Source organism: Bartonella sp. AC329YNZD, assembly GCF_042196685.1.
Lineage (GTDB): Bacteria > Pseudomonadota > Alphaproteobacteria > Rhizobiales > Rhizobiaceae > Bartonella.
Map to the genome: position 1 here is coordinate 111,462 of NZ_JBHIQS010000005.1, position 16,597 is coordinate 128,058.

Sequence of the window (16,597 nt, forward strand, 5' to 3'; positions counted from 1 at the left end):
CGATGTCAGGTTTCATTCAGGCGGCAAAGTCACTTCTTCTATTGGAATTCGTGAGTGCTTTTTTCTTAGCTATGCGTCAATTTTTTTCACCAAAGCCCACAATTAATTATCCTTATGAAAAAGGTTTTGTATCTGGCCGTTTCCGTGGTGAGCATGCATTGCGTCGCTATCCAAATGGTGAAGAACGGTGTATTGCTTGTAAATTATGTGAAGCAATTTGCCCTGCACAAGCGATTACAATTGAGGCAGGTCCGCGACGTAATGATGGTACACGGAGAACTGTCCGTTATGATATCGATATGGTTAAGTGTATCTACTGCGGTTTTTGTCAAGAAGCGTGTCCGGTAGAAGCTATTGTTGAGGGACCAAATTTTGAATTTGCAACAGAAACACGTGAAGAACTCTATTATGATAAAGAAAAACTTTTAATGAATGGAGATCGTTGGGAGCGAGAAATTGCTCGAAATATATTGATGGATGCACCTTATCGTTAAGTGTATCATTAAATGAGGTGTCGGATAGTTTTCCGATAAATTGTAATCTGGTATGAAGTTTATACCAATTGTTTGAATAATTAAGGAGAAGCCTATGCTAACAGATCTAGCGGCGGCATTTTTCTATTTGTTTGCTTTTATTATGCTAACAAGTGCAGTTATTGTTATTACAGCACGCAATCCAGTGCATTCTGTTTTGTTTTTAATCCTCGCATTTTTTAATGCTGCGGCTTTATTTTTACTTGCAGGAGCAGAGTTTTTAGGACTTATTCTGCTTGTTGTTTATGTTGGAGCTGTCGCTGTTTTATTTTTATTTGTCGTTATGATGCTTGATGTCGATTTTGCTGAGTTAAAGAGTGGAACTCTTCGGTATGCTCCTATTGGAGCTCTTATTGGCGTTATTATCGCTGTAGAATTGATTGTTGTTTTTGTAAGTAGCTATTTTTCTCCAGTCTTGAGAGCGCATGTTACGCAACCAATGCCTGATTTAGCGCAGCGAACAAATACACAGGCATTAGGAGATATTCTCTATACGGATTATGTTTTCTATTTTCAAATTGCTGGAATAATTTTATTGGTTGCAATGATTGGTGCTATTGTTTTAACACTTCGTCATAAACTAGGAGTAAAGAGGCAATCTATTGCAGAGCAAGTTTCTAGAACGGTAGAAAGTGCCATTGAAATCAAGCAAGTTGAATCAGGAAAAGGTATTTAAGGGGGGCTATATAGATGTATATTGATATTACGCATTATCTCACAGTTTCTGCTTTGATGTTTACAATTGGTATTGCTGGAATTTTTCTCAACAGAAAAAATGTGATTATTATCTTGATGTCTATTGAGCTTATATTACTCTCAGTTAATCTTAATTTTGTTGCATTTTCAGCGTTTCTTCATGATCTCGTTGGGCAGATATTTGCTCTATTTGTCTTAACCGTAGCAGCTGCTGAAGCTGCCATTGGTTTAGCAATTCTTGTCGTTTTTTTCCGTAATCGTGGTTCCATTGCGGTTGAAGATGTTAATGTAATGAAAGGCTAACCAGTGATGTATTATACGATTGTCTTTCTTCCGCTTTTGGGTTTTCTCATTGCTGCACTAGGTGGGAAAACGATAGGAGATCGTGCGAGTGAATTAATAACATGTAGCTTTATGGTGATTGTTGCCATATTGTCGTGGGTGGCTTTTTTTAGTATTGCACTTGGTCATACTCCAGTGATTGATGTATTGGTACTACATTGGATGACTGTTGGTGACTTAAGCTTTAACTGGGCTTTACATATTGATACATTAACAGCAGTCATGCTTATTGTTGTAAACAGTGTTTCGGCATTAGTGCATATTTATTCAATTGGTTATATGCATCATGACCCCTCAAGGTCACGTTTTTTTTCTTATCTTTCTTTGTTTACATTTATGATGCTTATGTTAGTGACCTCCAATAATTTGATCCAAATGTTTTTTGGATGGGAAGGTGTAGGACTTGCTTCTTATCTGTTAATTGGTTTTTGGTTTCAACGCGATTCTGCTAATAAGGCTGCAATGAAAGCTTTTGTCGTCAATCGTGTTGGAGACTTTGGTTTTCTTTTAGGAATATTTAGTATTTTTGTTTTATTTCAATCGGTTGATTTTAGCTCTATTTTTGCAAAAGCTGCAAACAATAGCTTTATACAAAATATGACATTTTTAGGTTGGCAGTTTGATGGACAGATGGCAATTACCATTACATGTCTTTTATTATTTATTGGTGCGATGGGAAAATCCGCACAATTTCTTTTACATACTTGGCTTCCTGATGCAATGGAAGGGCCAACCCCTGTATCAGCACTTATTCATGCAGCGACAATGGTAACGGCTGGTGTTTTTATGGTTGCGCGTATGTCGCCAATTTTTGAACTTTCTTCAACTGCTTTGACAGTGATTATTATTGTTGGAGCAACAACGGCATTTTTTGCAGCAACTGTGGGGTTAGTGCAGAATGATATTAAGCGTGTTATTGCTTATTCTACATGTTCTCAACTTGGTTATATGTTTGTTGCATTAGGTGTTGGAGCTTATGGAGCTGCTGTCTTTCATCTTTTTACGCATGCTTTTTTTAAAGCCTTATTGTTTCTTGGGGCGGGCTCTGTCATTCATGCTGTATCTGATGAACAAGATATGCGAAAAATGGGCGGGTTACGCAAACATATAAAGGTCACCTATTGGATGATGATGGTCGGGACCATTGCATTGACCGGTGTTGGCGTTCCTGGAACACTTTTCGGGACTGCGGGTTTTTTCTCAAAAGATGCGATTATAGAGTCTGCTTTTGCATCCCATAATATTGCTTCAGGGTATGCTTTTTATCTTCTTGTTTTTGCAGCCTTATTAACAAGCTTTTATTCATGGCGGCTTATCTTTATGACGTTCCATGGAAAACCACGAGCAACTGTTGATGTTATGCATCATGTACATGAATCGCCCCCAGTGATGTTGATCCCTCTCTTTATTTTATCTATTGGAGCAATATTTGCTGGTGTTATTTTCCAACCTTATTTTTTTGGTGATTTATACGATACTTTTTGGAAGGGAGCATTGTTTACAAGCAGCCACAATCATATCCTTCATGATGCCCACCATGTTTTTAATTGGGTAAAATGGTCGCCTTTTATAGCAATGATTCTTGGGTTTATGTTGGCTTATTTATTTTATATTGCGGCTCCCTCTCTTCCCAAGAAAATGGCGCGTATTATGCCAGGAGTGTATCACTTTCTTTACCAAAAGTGGTATTTCGATCAATTATATAACTTTTTATTTGTTCGTCCTACCTTTAGAATTGGTTCTTTTCTTTGGAAAGTGGGAGACGGTAAGATTATTGATGGTCTAGGTCCCAATGGTATTGCAGCGCGTGTTGTTGATATTACAAATAGAGTTGTTCGAATGCAAACAGGCTATCTTTACCACTATGCATTTGCAATGCTTATCGGCGTTGCATTGCTCATTACATGGATGATGATCGGGGGCGTAAACTAATGACCGATTGGCCTATTCTTTCTACGGTTACATTTTTGCCGCTTGTTGGTGTTCTTCTGATTTTGTTTATCAAAGATGATAGTGAAGTAGCACGCCATAATATACGTAATGTTGCATTTTTTACGACTCTATTTGTTTTTATTATTTCTTTAATTATTTGGATAGGATTTGATTCTAGCAACCAAAATTTTCAAATGGTTGAAAAATCCAGTTGGTTAGGGGGGGGTATTAGCTATCATATGGGGGTCGATGGTATTTCTATTCTTTTTGTTGTTCTCTCGGCTTTTCTTTTGCCTTTCTGTATTTTAGCAAGTTGGGAGAATGTTAAAGAGAGATTAAAAGCCTATATGATTGCGTTTCTTCTTCTAGAAGTTGCGATTATTGGTGTTTTTTGTGCTCTTGATGCAATGCTATTCTATGTTTTTTTTGAAGGCAGCCTCATTCCAATGTTTATCATTATAGGTGTATGGGGAGGAGCACGTCGTGTTTATGCAAGTATAAAGTTTTTCTTATATACTTTACTTGGTTCAGTGCTTATGCTGGTTGCTCTTATGGTTATGTATTGGGAGGCTGGGACACTTGATATACCAACTTTACTCAATTATCAGTTTCCTGTTCATATGCAAATATGGTTGTGGCTTGCATTTTTTGCTTCTTTCGCAGTTAAAATGCCAATGTGGCCAGTTCATACATGGCTCCCTGATGCTCACGTAGAAGCACCGACGGCGGGTTCTGTTATTTTAGCTGGTGTCTTACTTAAATTAGGTGGGTATGGTTTTCTTCGTTTTTCTTTACCAATGTTTCCTATCGCTTCAGCAGATTTTGCGCCTTTTGTTTTCACATTATCGCTTATCGCTATTATTTATACATCACTGGTTGCACTTGTTCAAAGTGACATCAAAAAACTTATTGCATATTCCTCAATAGCGCATATGGGATATGTAACGATGGGTATTTTTGCTGCGAATGAACAGGGGATACAAGGGGCTATTTATCAGATGCTATCCCATGGAATTGTTTCAGCAGCATTGTTTCTTTGTGTTGGTGTTATCTATGATCGCTTGCATACACGTGAAATTTCAGCGTTTGGTGGTTTAGTGAATAATATGCCTAAATATGCTGTTGTTTTCTTAATTTTCACCATGGCAAATGTTGGTTTGCCTGGAAGCTCAGGGTTTTTGGGTGAATTTTTAACCTTAATAGGTGTTTTTCAAGTAAATAAATTGGTTGTTGTTTTAGCAACAACAGGTGTTATCTTATCGGCAGCCTATGCTCTTTATCTTTATCGGCGTGTGATTTTTGGTTCCTTGGATAAAGAGAATTTAAAAGTATTAATAGATCTTTCTTTAAGAGAAAAATTCCTCCTTTATCCAATGGTTATTCTTACAATATTCTTTGGTATCTATCCAACGCCTATTCTTAAGGCAACGGCGTTTTCCGTAGAAACCCTCATCAATAAACTGCACTAGATAAGGGAAGAATGCACATGCAAACTGAAATAATAGCGCAATTAGTCTTAATTCTTCCAGAGCTTTTAATTGCATTAGGAGCTGTCGTGCTGCTTATGATTGGTGTTTATTCCAATACACGTGCTTCTTTAACAGTGACAGGTTTAGCCATAGCACTTCTTGTGGCAACCATTGTTATTCTTATAGTTTTTCCGAAAAATGGCTCATTTCAAACCAATGCGCTCGTTATCGATTCCTTTAGTCGTTATATGAAAATTTTAATGCTTATTGGTGCGCTCTTTTCTCTTATCATGTCTGTTGGTTTTGCCAATGCACAAAAGTTTAATATATTTGAGTTTCCAGTGCTTGTTCTTTTAGCAACCCTTGGAATGATGTTTATGATTTCAGCGGGTAATATGCTGTCGCTTTATATGGGGTTAGAATTGCAATCTTTAGCTTTATATGTTTTAGCAGCGATTAATCGTAATAATGTGAAATCTTCTGAAGCCGGTATAAAATACTTTGTTTTAGGAGCATTATCTTCAGGGTTGCTTCTTTATGGTATTTCTTTGCTTTATGGTTTTACCGGTCAAATTGGTTTTCACGAAATTGCTCTTGCTTTAAAAGGCAAGAATGTACAATTAGGGGTTATTTTTGGAATTGTCTTTATTTTAGCTGGTTTGGCTTTCAAAATTTCTGCTGTTCCGTTTCATATGTGGACACCTGATGTTTATGAAGGAGCGCCCACACCGATTACAGCATTTTTTGCTGGTGCCCCTAAAATTGCCGCGATGGCACTCATTATTCGTCTTATGGTTATGACTTTTATTCCACTAAGTCATTCTGATAGCTCTATGCCTGCATGGCAACAAATTTTGGTGTTCATGGCTCTTACATCAATGATACTTGGTGCATTTGCTGCAATTGGTCAGAGCAATATTAAACGTTTGATGGCTTATTCATCCATTGGTCACATGGGGTATGCGCTAGTTGGTTTATCTGCTGGAGATATGCTTGGGATAAAAAGCGTTATTCTTTATATGACTATTTATCTTGGAATGACGATTGGTTCATTTGCCTTTATTCTTGGAATGCGCTCGAATAATGGAAATGTTGAAAATATTTATGATCTTTCAGGTCTCATAAAGACAAATCCGTTTATGGCTGTTGTAATGACAATACAACTGTTCTCGCTAGCAAGCATACCGCCTATGGCCGGTTTTTTGGGGAAATGGTACACATTTTCTGCTGCTGTCCATGCTGGACTTACGCCACTCGCTGTCGTTGGGATGATAGCGTCTGTTGTTGGGGCCTTTTACTATTTGCGAGTCATTAAAATTATGTGGTTTGATGATGCAAAAACGCATTTTGTTGCTTTATCGAATGAGCTTCAATTTTTTCTTGGTCTTTCTGCTTTCTTTATTTTGTTTTACATGCTTTTTGGAATTTGGTTCACTGAGTTAGCAGAAAAAGCAGCAGCAGCATTGTTTTAACGAATATGGTTTATATTTTATCAGATTTTGCACAAAAACAGGGATACACTGTTGAATTGCACAGTACTGTCGATTCAACAAATCTCATTGCACAACGAAAAGCACAAGCTGGTCATCAAGGTTATCTTTGGATTGTTGCACAAGAACAATTACAGGGAAGAGCGAGAAGAGGGAGGACTTGGTCTAGTCCTAAAGGGAACCTTTATTCTAGTCTTTTGTTAATTGATGATATTGTGCATCAAACTGCTGCTCAACTTGGTTTTGTTGCTGGAGTAAGTGTGGCAGAGGCAATAAAACAATTTATAAAAGATGAAAAGCAAACAAACAATATTGTGAGCTTAAAATGGCCAAACGATATTTTGCTCAGAGGTGTGAAAAGCTCTGGAATTTTGCTCGAGATTTTAAAATTGCCATCACAACAATATGCATTGGTTATTGGTATTGGAATAAATGTGAAATATAATTATGAAAACGCACTCTATCCCACTTCAAGTTTAAAGAATATTGGTTTGCATATTGAAGCAGAACAGTTATTTACGGTTCTGACGGAGTGTTTTTCTAAAAACTATCTCCTTTGGAAACAATTAGGAGGACGCAATATAATTCGCGAAAAGTGGCTTTTATACTCTGCTCATCTTGGGCAGCATGTCAAAATAATCAATGATGAAAAAGTCATCGAGGGTATTTTTGATGGTCTTGATAGTGATTTTAACTGCATCATAAAACAAAATAATGGTCAAACAGCCATTATAACAGCTGGGGATGTTCATTTTGGTTCAGCTGCTTCTGCTCATGCAAATCGTATTAATTGATAAAGTTTTATTTCATCATCAGATTATCTTAATGATTTAGGAGATGTTTATGGTTGCGGCCAACGAGAATGAATTTGTTTTTTTACCTTTAGGAGGAGTAGGTGAAATAGGGATGAATCTCGCTGCTTATGGATTTGGTCCTGAAAATTTTCGTGAATGGTTGCTTGTTGATATGGGAATTAGTTTTGCTGGACCTGAATTACCCGGAGCAGATCTTGTTTTGCCTGATATTCGTTTTCTAGAAAGTGAAAAACACAATATTCATGGTCTTGTTTTAACACATGCTCATGAAGATCATTATGGGGCCGTTCTTGATTTATGGCCAAAGTTACAGGTTCCAATTTACTGTACGCCTTTTACGGCAGGATTATTGGAAAGTAAAAGGCAAGCAGATTTTGAATCTCAAAAAATTTCACTCAATATTTTTCAAGCTGGTGATTGTTTTCAGGTAGGTTCCTTTGCTGTAGAGGCTATAGCCGTTAACCATTCAATACCAGAAGCTGTCTCTTTAGCAATTACAACCTCTTTGGGGACTGTGATTCATACTGGTGATTGGAAAATCGATCATACCCCTTCACTCGGGGCTGTAACCGATGAAAAAAGATTTCGTGCTTTAGGCAAAAAAGGTGTTTTAGCATTACTTTGTGATTCCACAAATGCGTGTCGGGATGGTATATCTCCATCAGAGCAGCAGGTTCAAACCAGTCTTTCTGAAATTATTTTGAAAGCTAAAGGGCGCGTTGCGATAGCAACTTTTGCTTCTAATATTGGTCGGATACGTTCTATTGCTATTGCCGCTGAAGCTTCTGGGCGTAAGGTACTCGTCATTGGGCGTTCCCTTAAGCGAAGTATTATGGTTGCACAAGAGCTTGGTTATATGAATGGTTTAGCGCCATTTGTAACAGAAGATGATTATGGTTACATCCCGCGAAAAGATCTTGTTTTAATCGTCACAGGAAGCCAAGGTGAGCCGTGTGCTGCTTTGGCTAAACTTTCACGTGATGGAATGAGGAATATTGCACTCTCCGCTGGTGATACCGTTATTTATTCATCACGAAGTATTCCAGGAAACGAAAAATCTATTCTTGAGGTACAAAATCGTTTCATTGATTTGGGTATTGAAATTATTACGAATGAAGATGCCCTTGTTCATGTTTCAGGTCATCCCCGTCGTTCAGAACTTTTACAGATGTATGATTGGATAAAGCCACAGATACTTGTTCCTGTACATGGGGAAGCAATGCATCTTAAGACTCACGCAACTTTAGCCCGTCAAGCAGGTATTCAAACTGTTATGGATATCAGAAATGGCTATATGTTACGTCTCGCACCAAAGCCTGTAAAAGTTGTTGATCAAGTTCCTGTTGGACGTATCTATAAGGATGGTTGCCTAATTGGGGATGAAGATGAATTAGGGATTCGTGAACGCCGCAAACTCAGTTATGCTGGTCATGTTACTATTTCTCTCCATATAAATAATAAGTATGAATTATTGGGGGATATAGGTCTATCAACATTCGGGTTACCTGAAAATAATGGAAAGGGGGAGAATTTGAAAGATATTCTTTTAGATATTGTAGAAGATACAGTTTATAACATCCCACGGATGAAACGGAACAATAATGAACTTATTCGAGAGGCAACACGACGTGCAGTAAGAGCAGCTGTTCATGACATTTGGCAAAAAAAACCTATCTGTACAGTTTTTTTACATCGATCAAAATAAAGAATTTTCCTATTACTTTATTTAAAGAGAAAAGCATTTTTATTTTATTGCTAAATAAGAAAAATAGAGAATAGAGCACAATAAATTTTGAAACAATAAGATCGTTATATTTGCAAGTATTCAGAATGCGGCTATAGATGAATGGAGGGTGTATTAAATTGTTTCAATATGGTAGATCTGATTAGGAGTTAATTATTTCAATGCGTCTTTCTCAATATTTCCTTCCACTTTTAAAAGAGAATCCTAAAGAAGCAGAAATTGTTTCTCATCGCTTCATGTTGCGTGCTGGGATGATTCGACAGCAAACATCAGGAATTTATTCTTGGCTTCCTTTGGGAAAAAAAGTGCTTGATAAAGTTTGTAAAATTATTCGTGAAGAACAAGAACGTGCGGGTGCAATAGAAATATTGATGCCTACAATTCAGTCTGCTGATCTTTGGCGTGAAAGCGGTCGCTATGATGATTATGGTTTAGAAATGCTCCGCATTAAAGATCGTCAAAAACGTGATTTACTTTATGGTCCAACCAATGAAGAGATGGTAACAGAAATTTTTCGTTCTTATGTTCGTTCTTATAAAGATCTTCCGCTTAATTTGTATCATATTCAATGGAAATTTCGTGATGAAATTCGTCCACGTTTTGGTGTGATGCGGGCACGAGAATTTTTAATGAAAGATGCTTATTCTTTTGATCTTGATTATGAAGGTTCTAAAACATCTTATAACCGTATGTTTGTTGCTTATTTACGCACTTTTTTTCGTCTTGGTTTAAAAGCAATTCCCATGCGTGCTGACACAGGTCCCATTGGGGGGGAGCTCAGTCATGAATTTATCATTTTGGCTGAAACGGGAGAGAGCGCTATCTTCTGTGATAGACAATTTCTTGAACTTACCGTTCCCCATAGTTCAATCGATTTCAGTGATAAAGCTGTTTTAGATGATATTGTTAAGCAATGGACATCTTTTTATGCAGCAACGGAAGAAATGCATAATGAAGAGGAGTGGGCTAAAGTTTCTGATCATAATCGTCTTTCAGCGCGTGGTATTGAAGTAGGGCATATTTTCCACTTTGGTACTAAATATTCCGCTCCAATGGGAGCAAAAGTTATGGGACAAGATGGAAAAGAGCATGTGGTCTCTATGGGATCTTATGGTATTGGGCCTTCGCGTCTTGTTGCGGCCGCTATTGAGGCTTCTCATGATGAAAATGGTATTATTTGGCCAAAGTCGATGGCACCGTTTGATTTTGGGATTATCAATATGAAGCCCGATGATGAAAAATGCACACAGGCATGTGAGTTTCTCTATCAGGGATTAAAGAAGGTTGGTTTTGATCCGTTATTAGATGATAGAAATGAACGTCCTGGATCAAAATTTGCAACAATGGATTTGATTGGTTTGCCAACGCAAATCATTGTTGGTCCTAACAGCATTGCACAAAATGAAGTTGAAATTAAAGATCGCAAAACAGGTGTAAAAAAATCTCTAAAGGTTGAAGATGTACTCAGCCAACTTTCTATAATTTAATAGGAAATGTTATGAAGAGGCTGAAAAATAAAGTTTTTTCATCTTATGAGTGGATGATCGCTTTTCGTTACATGATTCCCAATAAAAAACATGCCGTTGCCTCTGTTATTTCAATTATTTCTCTTATTGGAATTATGTTGGGCGTATTCGCTCTGGTTGTTGTTATGGCGGTGATGAATGGCTTTCGTACAGAACTTCTCAATCGTATTCTTGGTATGAATGGACATCTTATTGTTCAAACAGTTGATTCTGGTTTTTCTGATTATAAAACTCTTATTTCTTCTTTAGAATCTACAAATGGTGTGAAGTTTGCTTTACCTGTTATTGAAGGTCAAGCGCTTGTTCAAGGTGACGTTCAAGGAAGCTCTGGCGCTTTAGTTCGCGGTATGCGCAAACAAGATTTAGAAAAGCTTAAAACAGTCTCTCAAAATATTAAATTAGGATCGCTCTCTCAGTTTGATAAAGAAGAAGGGGTTGCAATTGGAAGTGGCTTAGCAGAAAAATTGGGACTTACAGTTGGAAGAGATCTTCGCATTATAACTCCAGATGGTGATGAGACTCCTTTTGGCGTTACTCCGCGCGTGAAAGCTTATAAAGTCGTTGCTATTTTTGAAGTTGGTATGTCTGAATATGATTCAATATTTATCTTTATGCCTCTTCATGAAGCACAAATGTTTTTTAATTTAGGAGATAAGGTTCAGTCTTTAGAGTTATTTCTAAATAATCCTGATGCTGTTGATCAAATAAAACCTGTTGTAGAAAAAGCAGCTGATCAACAGGTTTATTTAATTGATTGGCGTACACGCAATCAGGCTTTTTTTTCAGCTTTACAAATTGAACGAAATGTTATGTTTTTTATTCTTTCTTTGATCGTTCTTGTTGCTGCTTTAAATATTATTTCAGGACTGATTATGCTTGTAAAAGATAAAAGTCATGATATTGCAATTTTACGCACGATGGGCGCTCAACAGAGTGCGATTTTGCGTATATTTATTATCACAGGAATGATGATTGGTTTTATTGGAACGATATTGGGCTTAATTTTAGGTGTTATTGCGACCGTAAATATTAATCATATTCAAGACTTTATTTCTTGGTTATTTAATGTCGACGTTTTTAATCCCCAACTTTATTTTTTGACAAAATTGCCTGCACAAATTGAGTGGAAACAGACCATCTTGGTTGCTATGATGGCTTTATTCTTGTCATTTCTTGCTGCTCTCATTCCAGCATGGCGTGCTGCTCAGCTAGATCCCGTACAAGCTTTGAGGTATGAATAATGACAGCTATTTTAGAACTTGTAGAGATTGAAAGGCGATTTTTTGAGAGTGATAAGCCGCTCATTATTTTAAATAAAGCAAATTTTATCCTTAATAGGGGAGAGCTTGTGGCACTTGTTGCACCATCTGGTGCTGGAAAATCAACACTTCTGCATATTGCTGGATTATTAGAAAAACCAACAGCTGGTGATGTGTTGTTACGGGGTGTTTCTTGTGCAAAGCGTTCTGATAGTGAGCGAACAGCTATAAGACGAAATGATATTGGTTTTGTTTATCAATTTCATCATTTACTACCAGAGTTTACGGCTTTAGAAAATGTCATGATACCGCAAATGATAGCAGGATTAAAAAAGTCCAGAGCAGAAGATCGTGCGCGTAAATTATTGACGTATCTGCGTATTTCGCATCGTGCTAACCATCGTCCCTCAGAGTTATCAGGAGGAGAACAACAACGTGTTGCTATTGCACGTGCAGTAGCAAATGGCCCTTCTGTTCTTTTGGCCGATGAACCTACAGGAAATCTTGATCCAGTAACTTCAGCTTACGTCTTTCAAGCTTTATCTGTTCTGGTTCGTCAGTCTGGTCTTTCTGCTCTTATTGCAACACATAATTACGCTTTGGCTAAGCAAATGCATCGTCGAATTACACTTAAAGAACAAAAGATTATAGAACTTCCTTAAAAGCAAGGTACAAATTTTATACGACAAATTGAATAGTTTATATTACTTTATTCAAGGAGATTTTTTTATGACAGTTTTTGTCGATGACAAAAATCAATTGGATGCGCGTCGCCGCCGTTTGATTTTTCGTGCATGGCATCGTGGTATTCGTGAAATGGATCTCATTTTTGGACATTATGTCGATGCTCATATTACTGGAATGAATGATAGAACCCTCTCTGAGCTTGAGTATATTATGTCTTTTGATGATCGTGATTTACTCACATGGATTACTGGAGAAATTTCACCGCCATCTGAAATTGATAGTCCACTTTTTCGTGATATTGCTAATTATCGTACTTGCTTAAGTTATTGATCCCAATGCCTATATTTAAAAAAATTGTTATTCCCCAAAACAGTTCTGTTCGTATGATTTTTGATGGCGTTACTGATGGATTTGAAGCCTTTGCGCTTGCTAAGTTAAGTTCAGAAATTGCACAAGGTAAACCGCTCCTCTATGTTGTTCATGACGGAACAAAAATTGCGCATTTACAACAAGTTTTAAATTTTATTGAACCCAATTTACCCGTACTTCAATTTCCTGCATGGGATTGTTTGCCTTATGATCGCGTATCACCAGGAATTGCTGTCATGGCCCGTCGACTATCAGCATTGGCACGCATAGCAAATTTACGTCAAAATCCACATCCTGCAATTATATTAACAACAGCAAATGCAATTATGCAAAAGTTGCCTCCTCGTGAAATGGTAGAAGCTCAGCTTATTCACTTACATGTTGGCCAACACAATAACATGGGGAATCTAATTCAATTCCTAGAAACCAATGGTTTTGAACGCGTTACGGTTGTCCGTGATGTTGGTGAGTTTGCTGTAAGAGGAGGAATACTTGATATCTTTTCTCCTATGGATATTGAACCTTTACGTCTTGATTTTTTTGGAGATACCCTGGAAAGTATCCGCGTATTTGATCCAGAAAGTCAAAGGACAACACGTCAAAAAACTGAACTTTTATTGCAGGCAATGAGTGAGGTTGTTCTTACACCAGAACGCATCAGCCGATTTAAAAGCAATTATACCCGTACATTTGGTGTATCACAAAAAAATAACATGCTTTATGAAGCAATTGCTCAAGGTCGGCGTTTTGCCGGTATGGAACATTGGCTTCCTTTTTTTTATGAAAACCTTGACACTTTTTTTGACCATTGTGGCAACCTACCGCTTGTTTTTGAGCATCTTATAGAAGAAGTTTTCATTGAGCGCTATCGCCTTATTGAAGACTATTATAATGCGCGTAAAGAGCGCGAAAATGATAAAGAAGTTTCTACTTCTTATCATCCAATAGACCCTAGTCTTCTTTATTTAACGCCAGAGCGTGTTTTAGAATGTGTGCAACAATCTTCACAGCGTATTGATTTTTCACCTTTTAATATTCCACAAAGTTTGGAACAAACAGTTATTCACACCAATGTTAAACAGGGATATGATTTTGTAAAAGAGCGTAATGCGCAAGAAAAAAATGTTTTTTCAAGTGTTATTGATCATATCGCCTCTTTACGCACTGCTGGCAAAAAAGTACTTTTAGCGTGTTGGAGTGAAGGGTCTCTCAATCGTTTGATGCAAGTTCTTGATGAGCATGGATTGAAAAAAATAGATGTTGTAAAATCCTTGCAAACTGTCAAAGTAACACCACGAGATCATATATTAGCAGCTGTTATCATGATAGAACATGGTTTTGAGGCTGAAGATTTAGCTATTATAGCAGAGCAGGATATCCTAGGTGATCGCTTCATCAGATCACCAAAGCGGCGTAAGAATAATACAAATTTTATTTCTGAAATTTCTGCTTTAAATTCTGGTGATATTGTTGTGCATATCGACCACGGTATTGGCCAATTTGTTGGTCTTAAAACCATCACAACCACTGGAATTTTACGAGATTGCCTTGAAATTAAATATGCTGGAGGTGATCTCCTCTTTTTACCTGTTGAAAATATTGAGCTTCTCTCACGTTATGGCTCAGAAGGAACAGAGGTAACTTTAGATAAATTAGGGGGTGTTGCTTGGCAAGCACGTAAAGCGCGGCTTAAAAAACATTTGTTGGAAATGGCAGGGCAATTAATCCGTATAGCTGCAGAGCGTATGACACGTGCTGCACCTGCTGTATTTCCACCAGCTGGACTATTTGATGAGTTTGTTGCTTGCTTTCCCTATGAAGAAACGGAAGATCAAATGAATGCAATTGATGCTGTTTTGGACGATTTAGCATCAGGCAAACCGATGGATCGCTTGATATGCGGTGATGTTGGTTTTGGAAAAACCGAAGTAGCCATTCGCAGTGCTTTTGTTGCAGCATTAAATGGATATCAAGTTGCTGTTGTTGTACCGACAACATTGCTTTCACGTCAACATTATAAGACGTTTATTTCACGTTTTCAAGGATTGCCAGTTAAAATTGGTCATGCTTCAAGGCTTGTAAAAACGAAAGAGCTTGCACAAGTTAAAAAAGGTATTTCAGATGGTACAATCGATATTGTCATTGGAACCCATGCATTATTAAGTGATGCAGTCAATTTTTCACGGTTAGGGCTTCTTATCATTGATGAAGAACAACATTTTGGTGTAAAACACAAAGAGCGTTTAAAAGAGCTTAAAAGTGACATTCATGTTCTCACACTTTCAGCAACCCCTATACCACGCACTTTAGGGTTAGCATTATCAGGGGTACGTGAACTTTCATTAATAACAACACCCCCTATTGATAGAATGTCGGTTCGTACTTTTATTGCACCGTTTGATGCACTTGTTATACGCGAAACATTGCTTCGAGAATATTATCGTGGTGGACAAAGTTTTTATGTATGTCCTCGTATTTCTGATCTAGCTTTTGTAGAAGAATATTTCAAAACACATGTGCCAGAACTCAAATTCGTTGTGGCTCATGGACAAATGCCGGCTGTACAACTTGATGATATTATGAATGCATTTTATGATGGGCAATATGATGTTTTGCTATCGACAACCATTATTGAATCCGGTCTTGATATTCCAACAGCCAATACCCTAATTGTGCATCGTGCTGAGATGTTTGGCCTTTCTGCCCTTTATCAGTTACGTGGTAGGGTAGGGCGCTCAAAACAACGTGCTTATGCACTCTTTACATTTCCTTCTGGTAAAGTTTTAACGCCTGCAGCTGATCGTCGTCTTAAAGTGTTACAATCTCTTGATACACTGGGCGCTGGATTTCAATTAGCAAGCCACGATATGGACATTCGTGGTTCAGGCAATTTTTTAGGAGAAGAACAATCAGGGCATATTAAAGAAGTTGGTTTTGAACTTTATCAAAAAATGCTTGAGGAAGCTGTTGCTGAATTAAAAGATGGAGAGCAAAGTGAGGATAAACAATGGTCTCCTCAAATTTCACTTGGTACAACCGTGATGATACCAGAAAGTTTTGTTCCTGACTTATCATTACGTATGGGGCTTTACCGACGCTTGACAGAACTTAAGAATTTAGAACAAATTGATGAATTCGCAGCAGAGTTAATCGATCGCTTTGGTCCTTTACCCCTTGAGGTTCAACACCTTCTTAAAGTCTTTTATATCAAAACATTGTGTCGAAAAGCGCATGTAGAGAAATTAGATACAGGACCAAAGGGGATTGTTATACAGTTTCGTAATAACTATTTCGCAAATAGTGTTGCTCTTGTTCAGTGGATAGGAAAACAAGGTTCAATGGCAAAAATTCGTCCAGATCAAAGTATCGCTCTTATTCGAGATTGGGCTAGCGTTGATGAAAGACTTATTGGAGCGACAACAATTATGATGCAGCTTGTAGAAATGGCAGAACAACAGTTTGTTTAGAAAATATCTTTATTATTTCAGAACTATTACTTATATTTATAAAATTATTATATAAAAACAAGTATTTACTGATTTTATATAAGAATAAAATTTAAATTTATAATAAAATAACTCCTTACTATTTATTTTGAATTCTTTATTATAACACGTATTGATATAATATAACAGCAGCCTTTTGCAAGTCGAGCCTTTTGAAGAAGCTTAATCAAGGTGATTATGAAGCTGTACCCTTAGAATTACAGAAATGGAATAAGGTCGGTGGGAAGCC

Annotated in this window: 13 protein-coding genes and 1 pseudogene; all 14 read left to right on the plus strand. The window is 37.3% G+C overall.

Features of this window, described 5'->3' with window-relative positions; genetic code table 11:
* Window positions 1-2 precede the first annotated feature (2 nt).
* Window positions 3-494, plus strand: coding sequence for an NADH-quinone oxidoreductase subunit NuoI (gene nuoI, locus ACFIMW_RS04265; protein WP_375606836.1), 492 nt, complete (start codon window positions 3-5; stop codon window positions 492-494).
* A 94-nt stretch (window positions 495-588) separates the two neighbouring features.
* Window positions 589-1,209, plus strand: coding sequence for an NADH-quinone oxidoreductase subunit J (locus tag ACFIMW_RS04270; protein WP_375608285.1), 621 nt, complete (start codon window positions 589-591; stop codon window positions 1,207-1,209).
* Between the two features lie 14 nt (window positions 1,210-1,223).
* Complete coding sequence (nuoK, locus tag ACFIMW_RS04275; protein WP_015856359.1) at window positions 1,224-1,532, plus strand: NADH-quinone oxidoreductase subunit NuoK; 309 nt, start codon at window positions 1,224-1,226, stop codon at window positions 1,530-1,532.
* Between the two features lie 6 nt (window positions 1,533-1,538).
* Window positions 1,539-3,503 (plus strand): NADH-quinone oxidoreductase subunit L, encoded by a 1,965-nt coding sequence (gene nuoL / locus ACFIMW_RS04280; RefSeq protein ID WP_375608333.1) that lies wholly within the window; start codon window positions 1,539-1,541, stop codon window positions 3,501-3,503.
* The gene (locus ACFIMW_RS04285) at window positions 3,503-4,972 is read left to right on the plus strand and encodes an NADH-quinone oxidoreductase subunit M (RefSeq protein WP_375606838.1); all 1,470 of its coding nucleotides are present in this window, start codon (window positions 3,503-3,505) and stop codon (window positions 4,970-4,972) included. Before nuoL ends, ACFIMW_RS04285 begins: the two co-directional genes overlap by 1 nt.
* Window positions 4,973-4,989: 17 nt before the next feature.
* Entirely contained in the window at window positions 4,990-6,444 is a 1,455-nt protein-coding gene (gene nuoN, locus ACFIMW_RS04290; protein WP_375608284.1) for an NADH-quinone oxidoreductase subunit NuoN, read from the plus strand.
* Between the two features lie 5 nt (window positions 6,445-6,449).
* Entirely contained in the window at window positions 6,450-7,256 is an 807-nt protein-coding gene (locus ACFIMW_RS04295) for a biotin--[acetyl-CoA-carboxylase] ligase (RefSeq protein ID WP_375608283.1), read from the plus strand.
* Between the two features lie 49 nt (window positions 7,257-7,305).
* Window positions 7,306-8,982, plus strand: coding sequence for a ribonuclease J (locus tag ACFIMW_RS04300; protein ID WP_375608282.1), 1,677 nt, complete (start codon window positions 7,306-7,308; stop codon window positions 8,980-8,982).
* A 200-nt stretch (window positions 8,983-9,182) separates the two neighbouring features.
* Window positions 9,183-10,508: a proline--tRNA ligase gene (gene proS, locus ACFIMW_RS04305; protein ID WP_375608281.1), complete on the plus strand. Its 1,326-nt coding sequence runs from the start codon at window positions 9,183-9,185 to the stop codon at window positions 10,506-10,508.
* A gap of 11 nt (window positions 10,509-10,519) precedes the next feature.
* Entirely contained in the window at window positions 10,520-11,788 is a 1,269-nt protein-coding gene (locus ACFIMW_RS04310; RefSeq protein WP_375608280.1) for a lipoprotein-releasing ABC transporter permease subunit, read from the plus strand.
* Window positions 11,788-12,468 (plus strand): ABC transporter ATP-binding protein, encoded by a 681-nt coding sequence (locus tag ACFIMW_RS04315; RefSeq protein ID WP_375608279.1) that lies wholly within the window; start codon window positions 11,788-11,790, stop codon window positions 12,466-12,468. The genes ACFIMW_RS04310 and ACFIMW_RS04315 overlap by 1 nt, the downstream gene beginning before the upstream one ends.
* Window positions 12,469-12,535: 67 nt before the next feature.
* On the plus strand, window positions 12,536-12,823 hold the full coding sequence (locus tag ACFIMW_RS04320) for a succinate dehydrogenase assembly factor 2 (protein ID WP_375608278.1): 288 nt from the start codon (window positions 12,536-12,538) through the stop codon (window positions 12,821-12,823).
* A gap of 5 nt (window positions 12,824-12,828) precedes the next feature.
* Window positions 12,829-16,329, plus strand: coding sequence for a transcription-repair coupling factor (mfd, locus tag ACFIMW_RS04325; protein WP_375608277.1), 3,501 nt, complete (start codon window positions 12,829-12,831; stop codon window positions 16,327-16,329).
* A gap of 155 nt (window positions 16,330-16,484) precedes the next feature.
* Window positions 16,485-16,597 (plus strand): annotated as a pseudogene (locus ACFIMW_RS04330) (glycoside hydrolase family protein); the annotation flags it as partial.

Bases quoted from the DNA above. Each gene is read 5' to 3' on its own strand.
- nuoI (WP_375606836.1), top strand. From the start codon at position 3: ATGTCAGGTTTCATTCAGGCGGCAAAGTCACTTCTTCTATTGGAATTC.
- ACFIMW_RS04270 (WP_375608285.1), top strand. From the start codon at position 589: ATGCTAACAGATCTAGCGGCGGCATTTTTCTATTTGTTTGCTTTTATT.
- nuoK (WP_015856359.1), top strand. From the start codon at position 1,224: ATGTATATTGATATTACGCATTATCTCACAGTTTCTGCTTTGATGTTT.
- nuoL (WP_375608333.1), top strand. From the start codon at position 1,539: ATGTATTATACGATTGTCTTTCTTCCGCTTTTGGGTTTTCTCATTGCT.
- ACFIMW_RS04285 (WP_375606838.1), top strand. From the start codon at position 3,503: ATGACCGATTGGCCTATTCTTTCTACGGTTACATTTTTGCCGCTTGTT.
- nuoN (WP_375608284.1), top strand. From the start codon at position 4,990: ATGCAAACTGAAATAATAGCGCAATTAGTCTTAATTCTTCCAGAGCTT.
- ACFIMW_RS04295 (WP_375608283.1), top strand. From the start codon at position 6,450: ATGGTTTATATTTTATCAGATTTTGCACAAAAACAGGGATACACTGTT.
- ACFIMW_RS04300 (WP_375608282.1), top strand. From the start codon at position 7,306: ATGGTTGCGGCCAACGAGAATGAATTTGTTTTTTTACCTTTAGGAGGA.
- proS (WP_375608281.1), top strand. From the start codon at position 9,183: ATGCGTCTTTCTCAATATTTCCTTCCACTTTTAAAAGAGAATCCTAAA.
- ACFIMW_RS04310 (WP_375608280.1), top strand. From the start codon at position 10,520: ATGAAGAGGCTGAAAAATAAAGTTTTTTCATCTTATGAGTGGATGATC.
- ACFIMW_RS04315 (WP_375608279.1), top strand. From the start codon at position 11,788: ATGACAGCTATTTTAGAACTTGTAGAGATTGAAAGGCGATTTTTTGAG.
- ACFIMW_RS04320 (WP_375608278.1), top strand. From the start codon at position 12,536: ATGACAGTTTTTGTCGATGACAAAAATCAATTGGATGCGCGTCGCCGC.
- mfd (WP_375608277.1), top strand. From the start codon at position 12,829: ATGCCTATATTTAAAAAAATTGTTATTCCCCAAAACAGTTCTGTTCGT.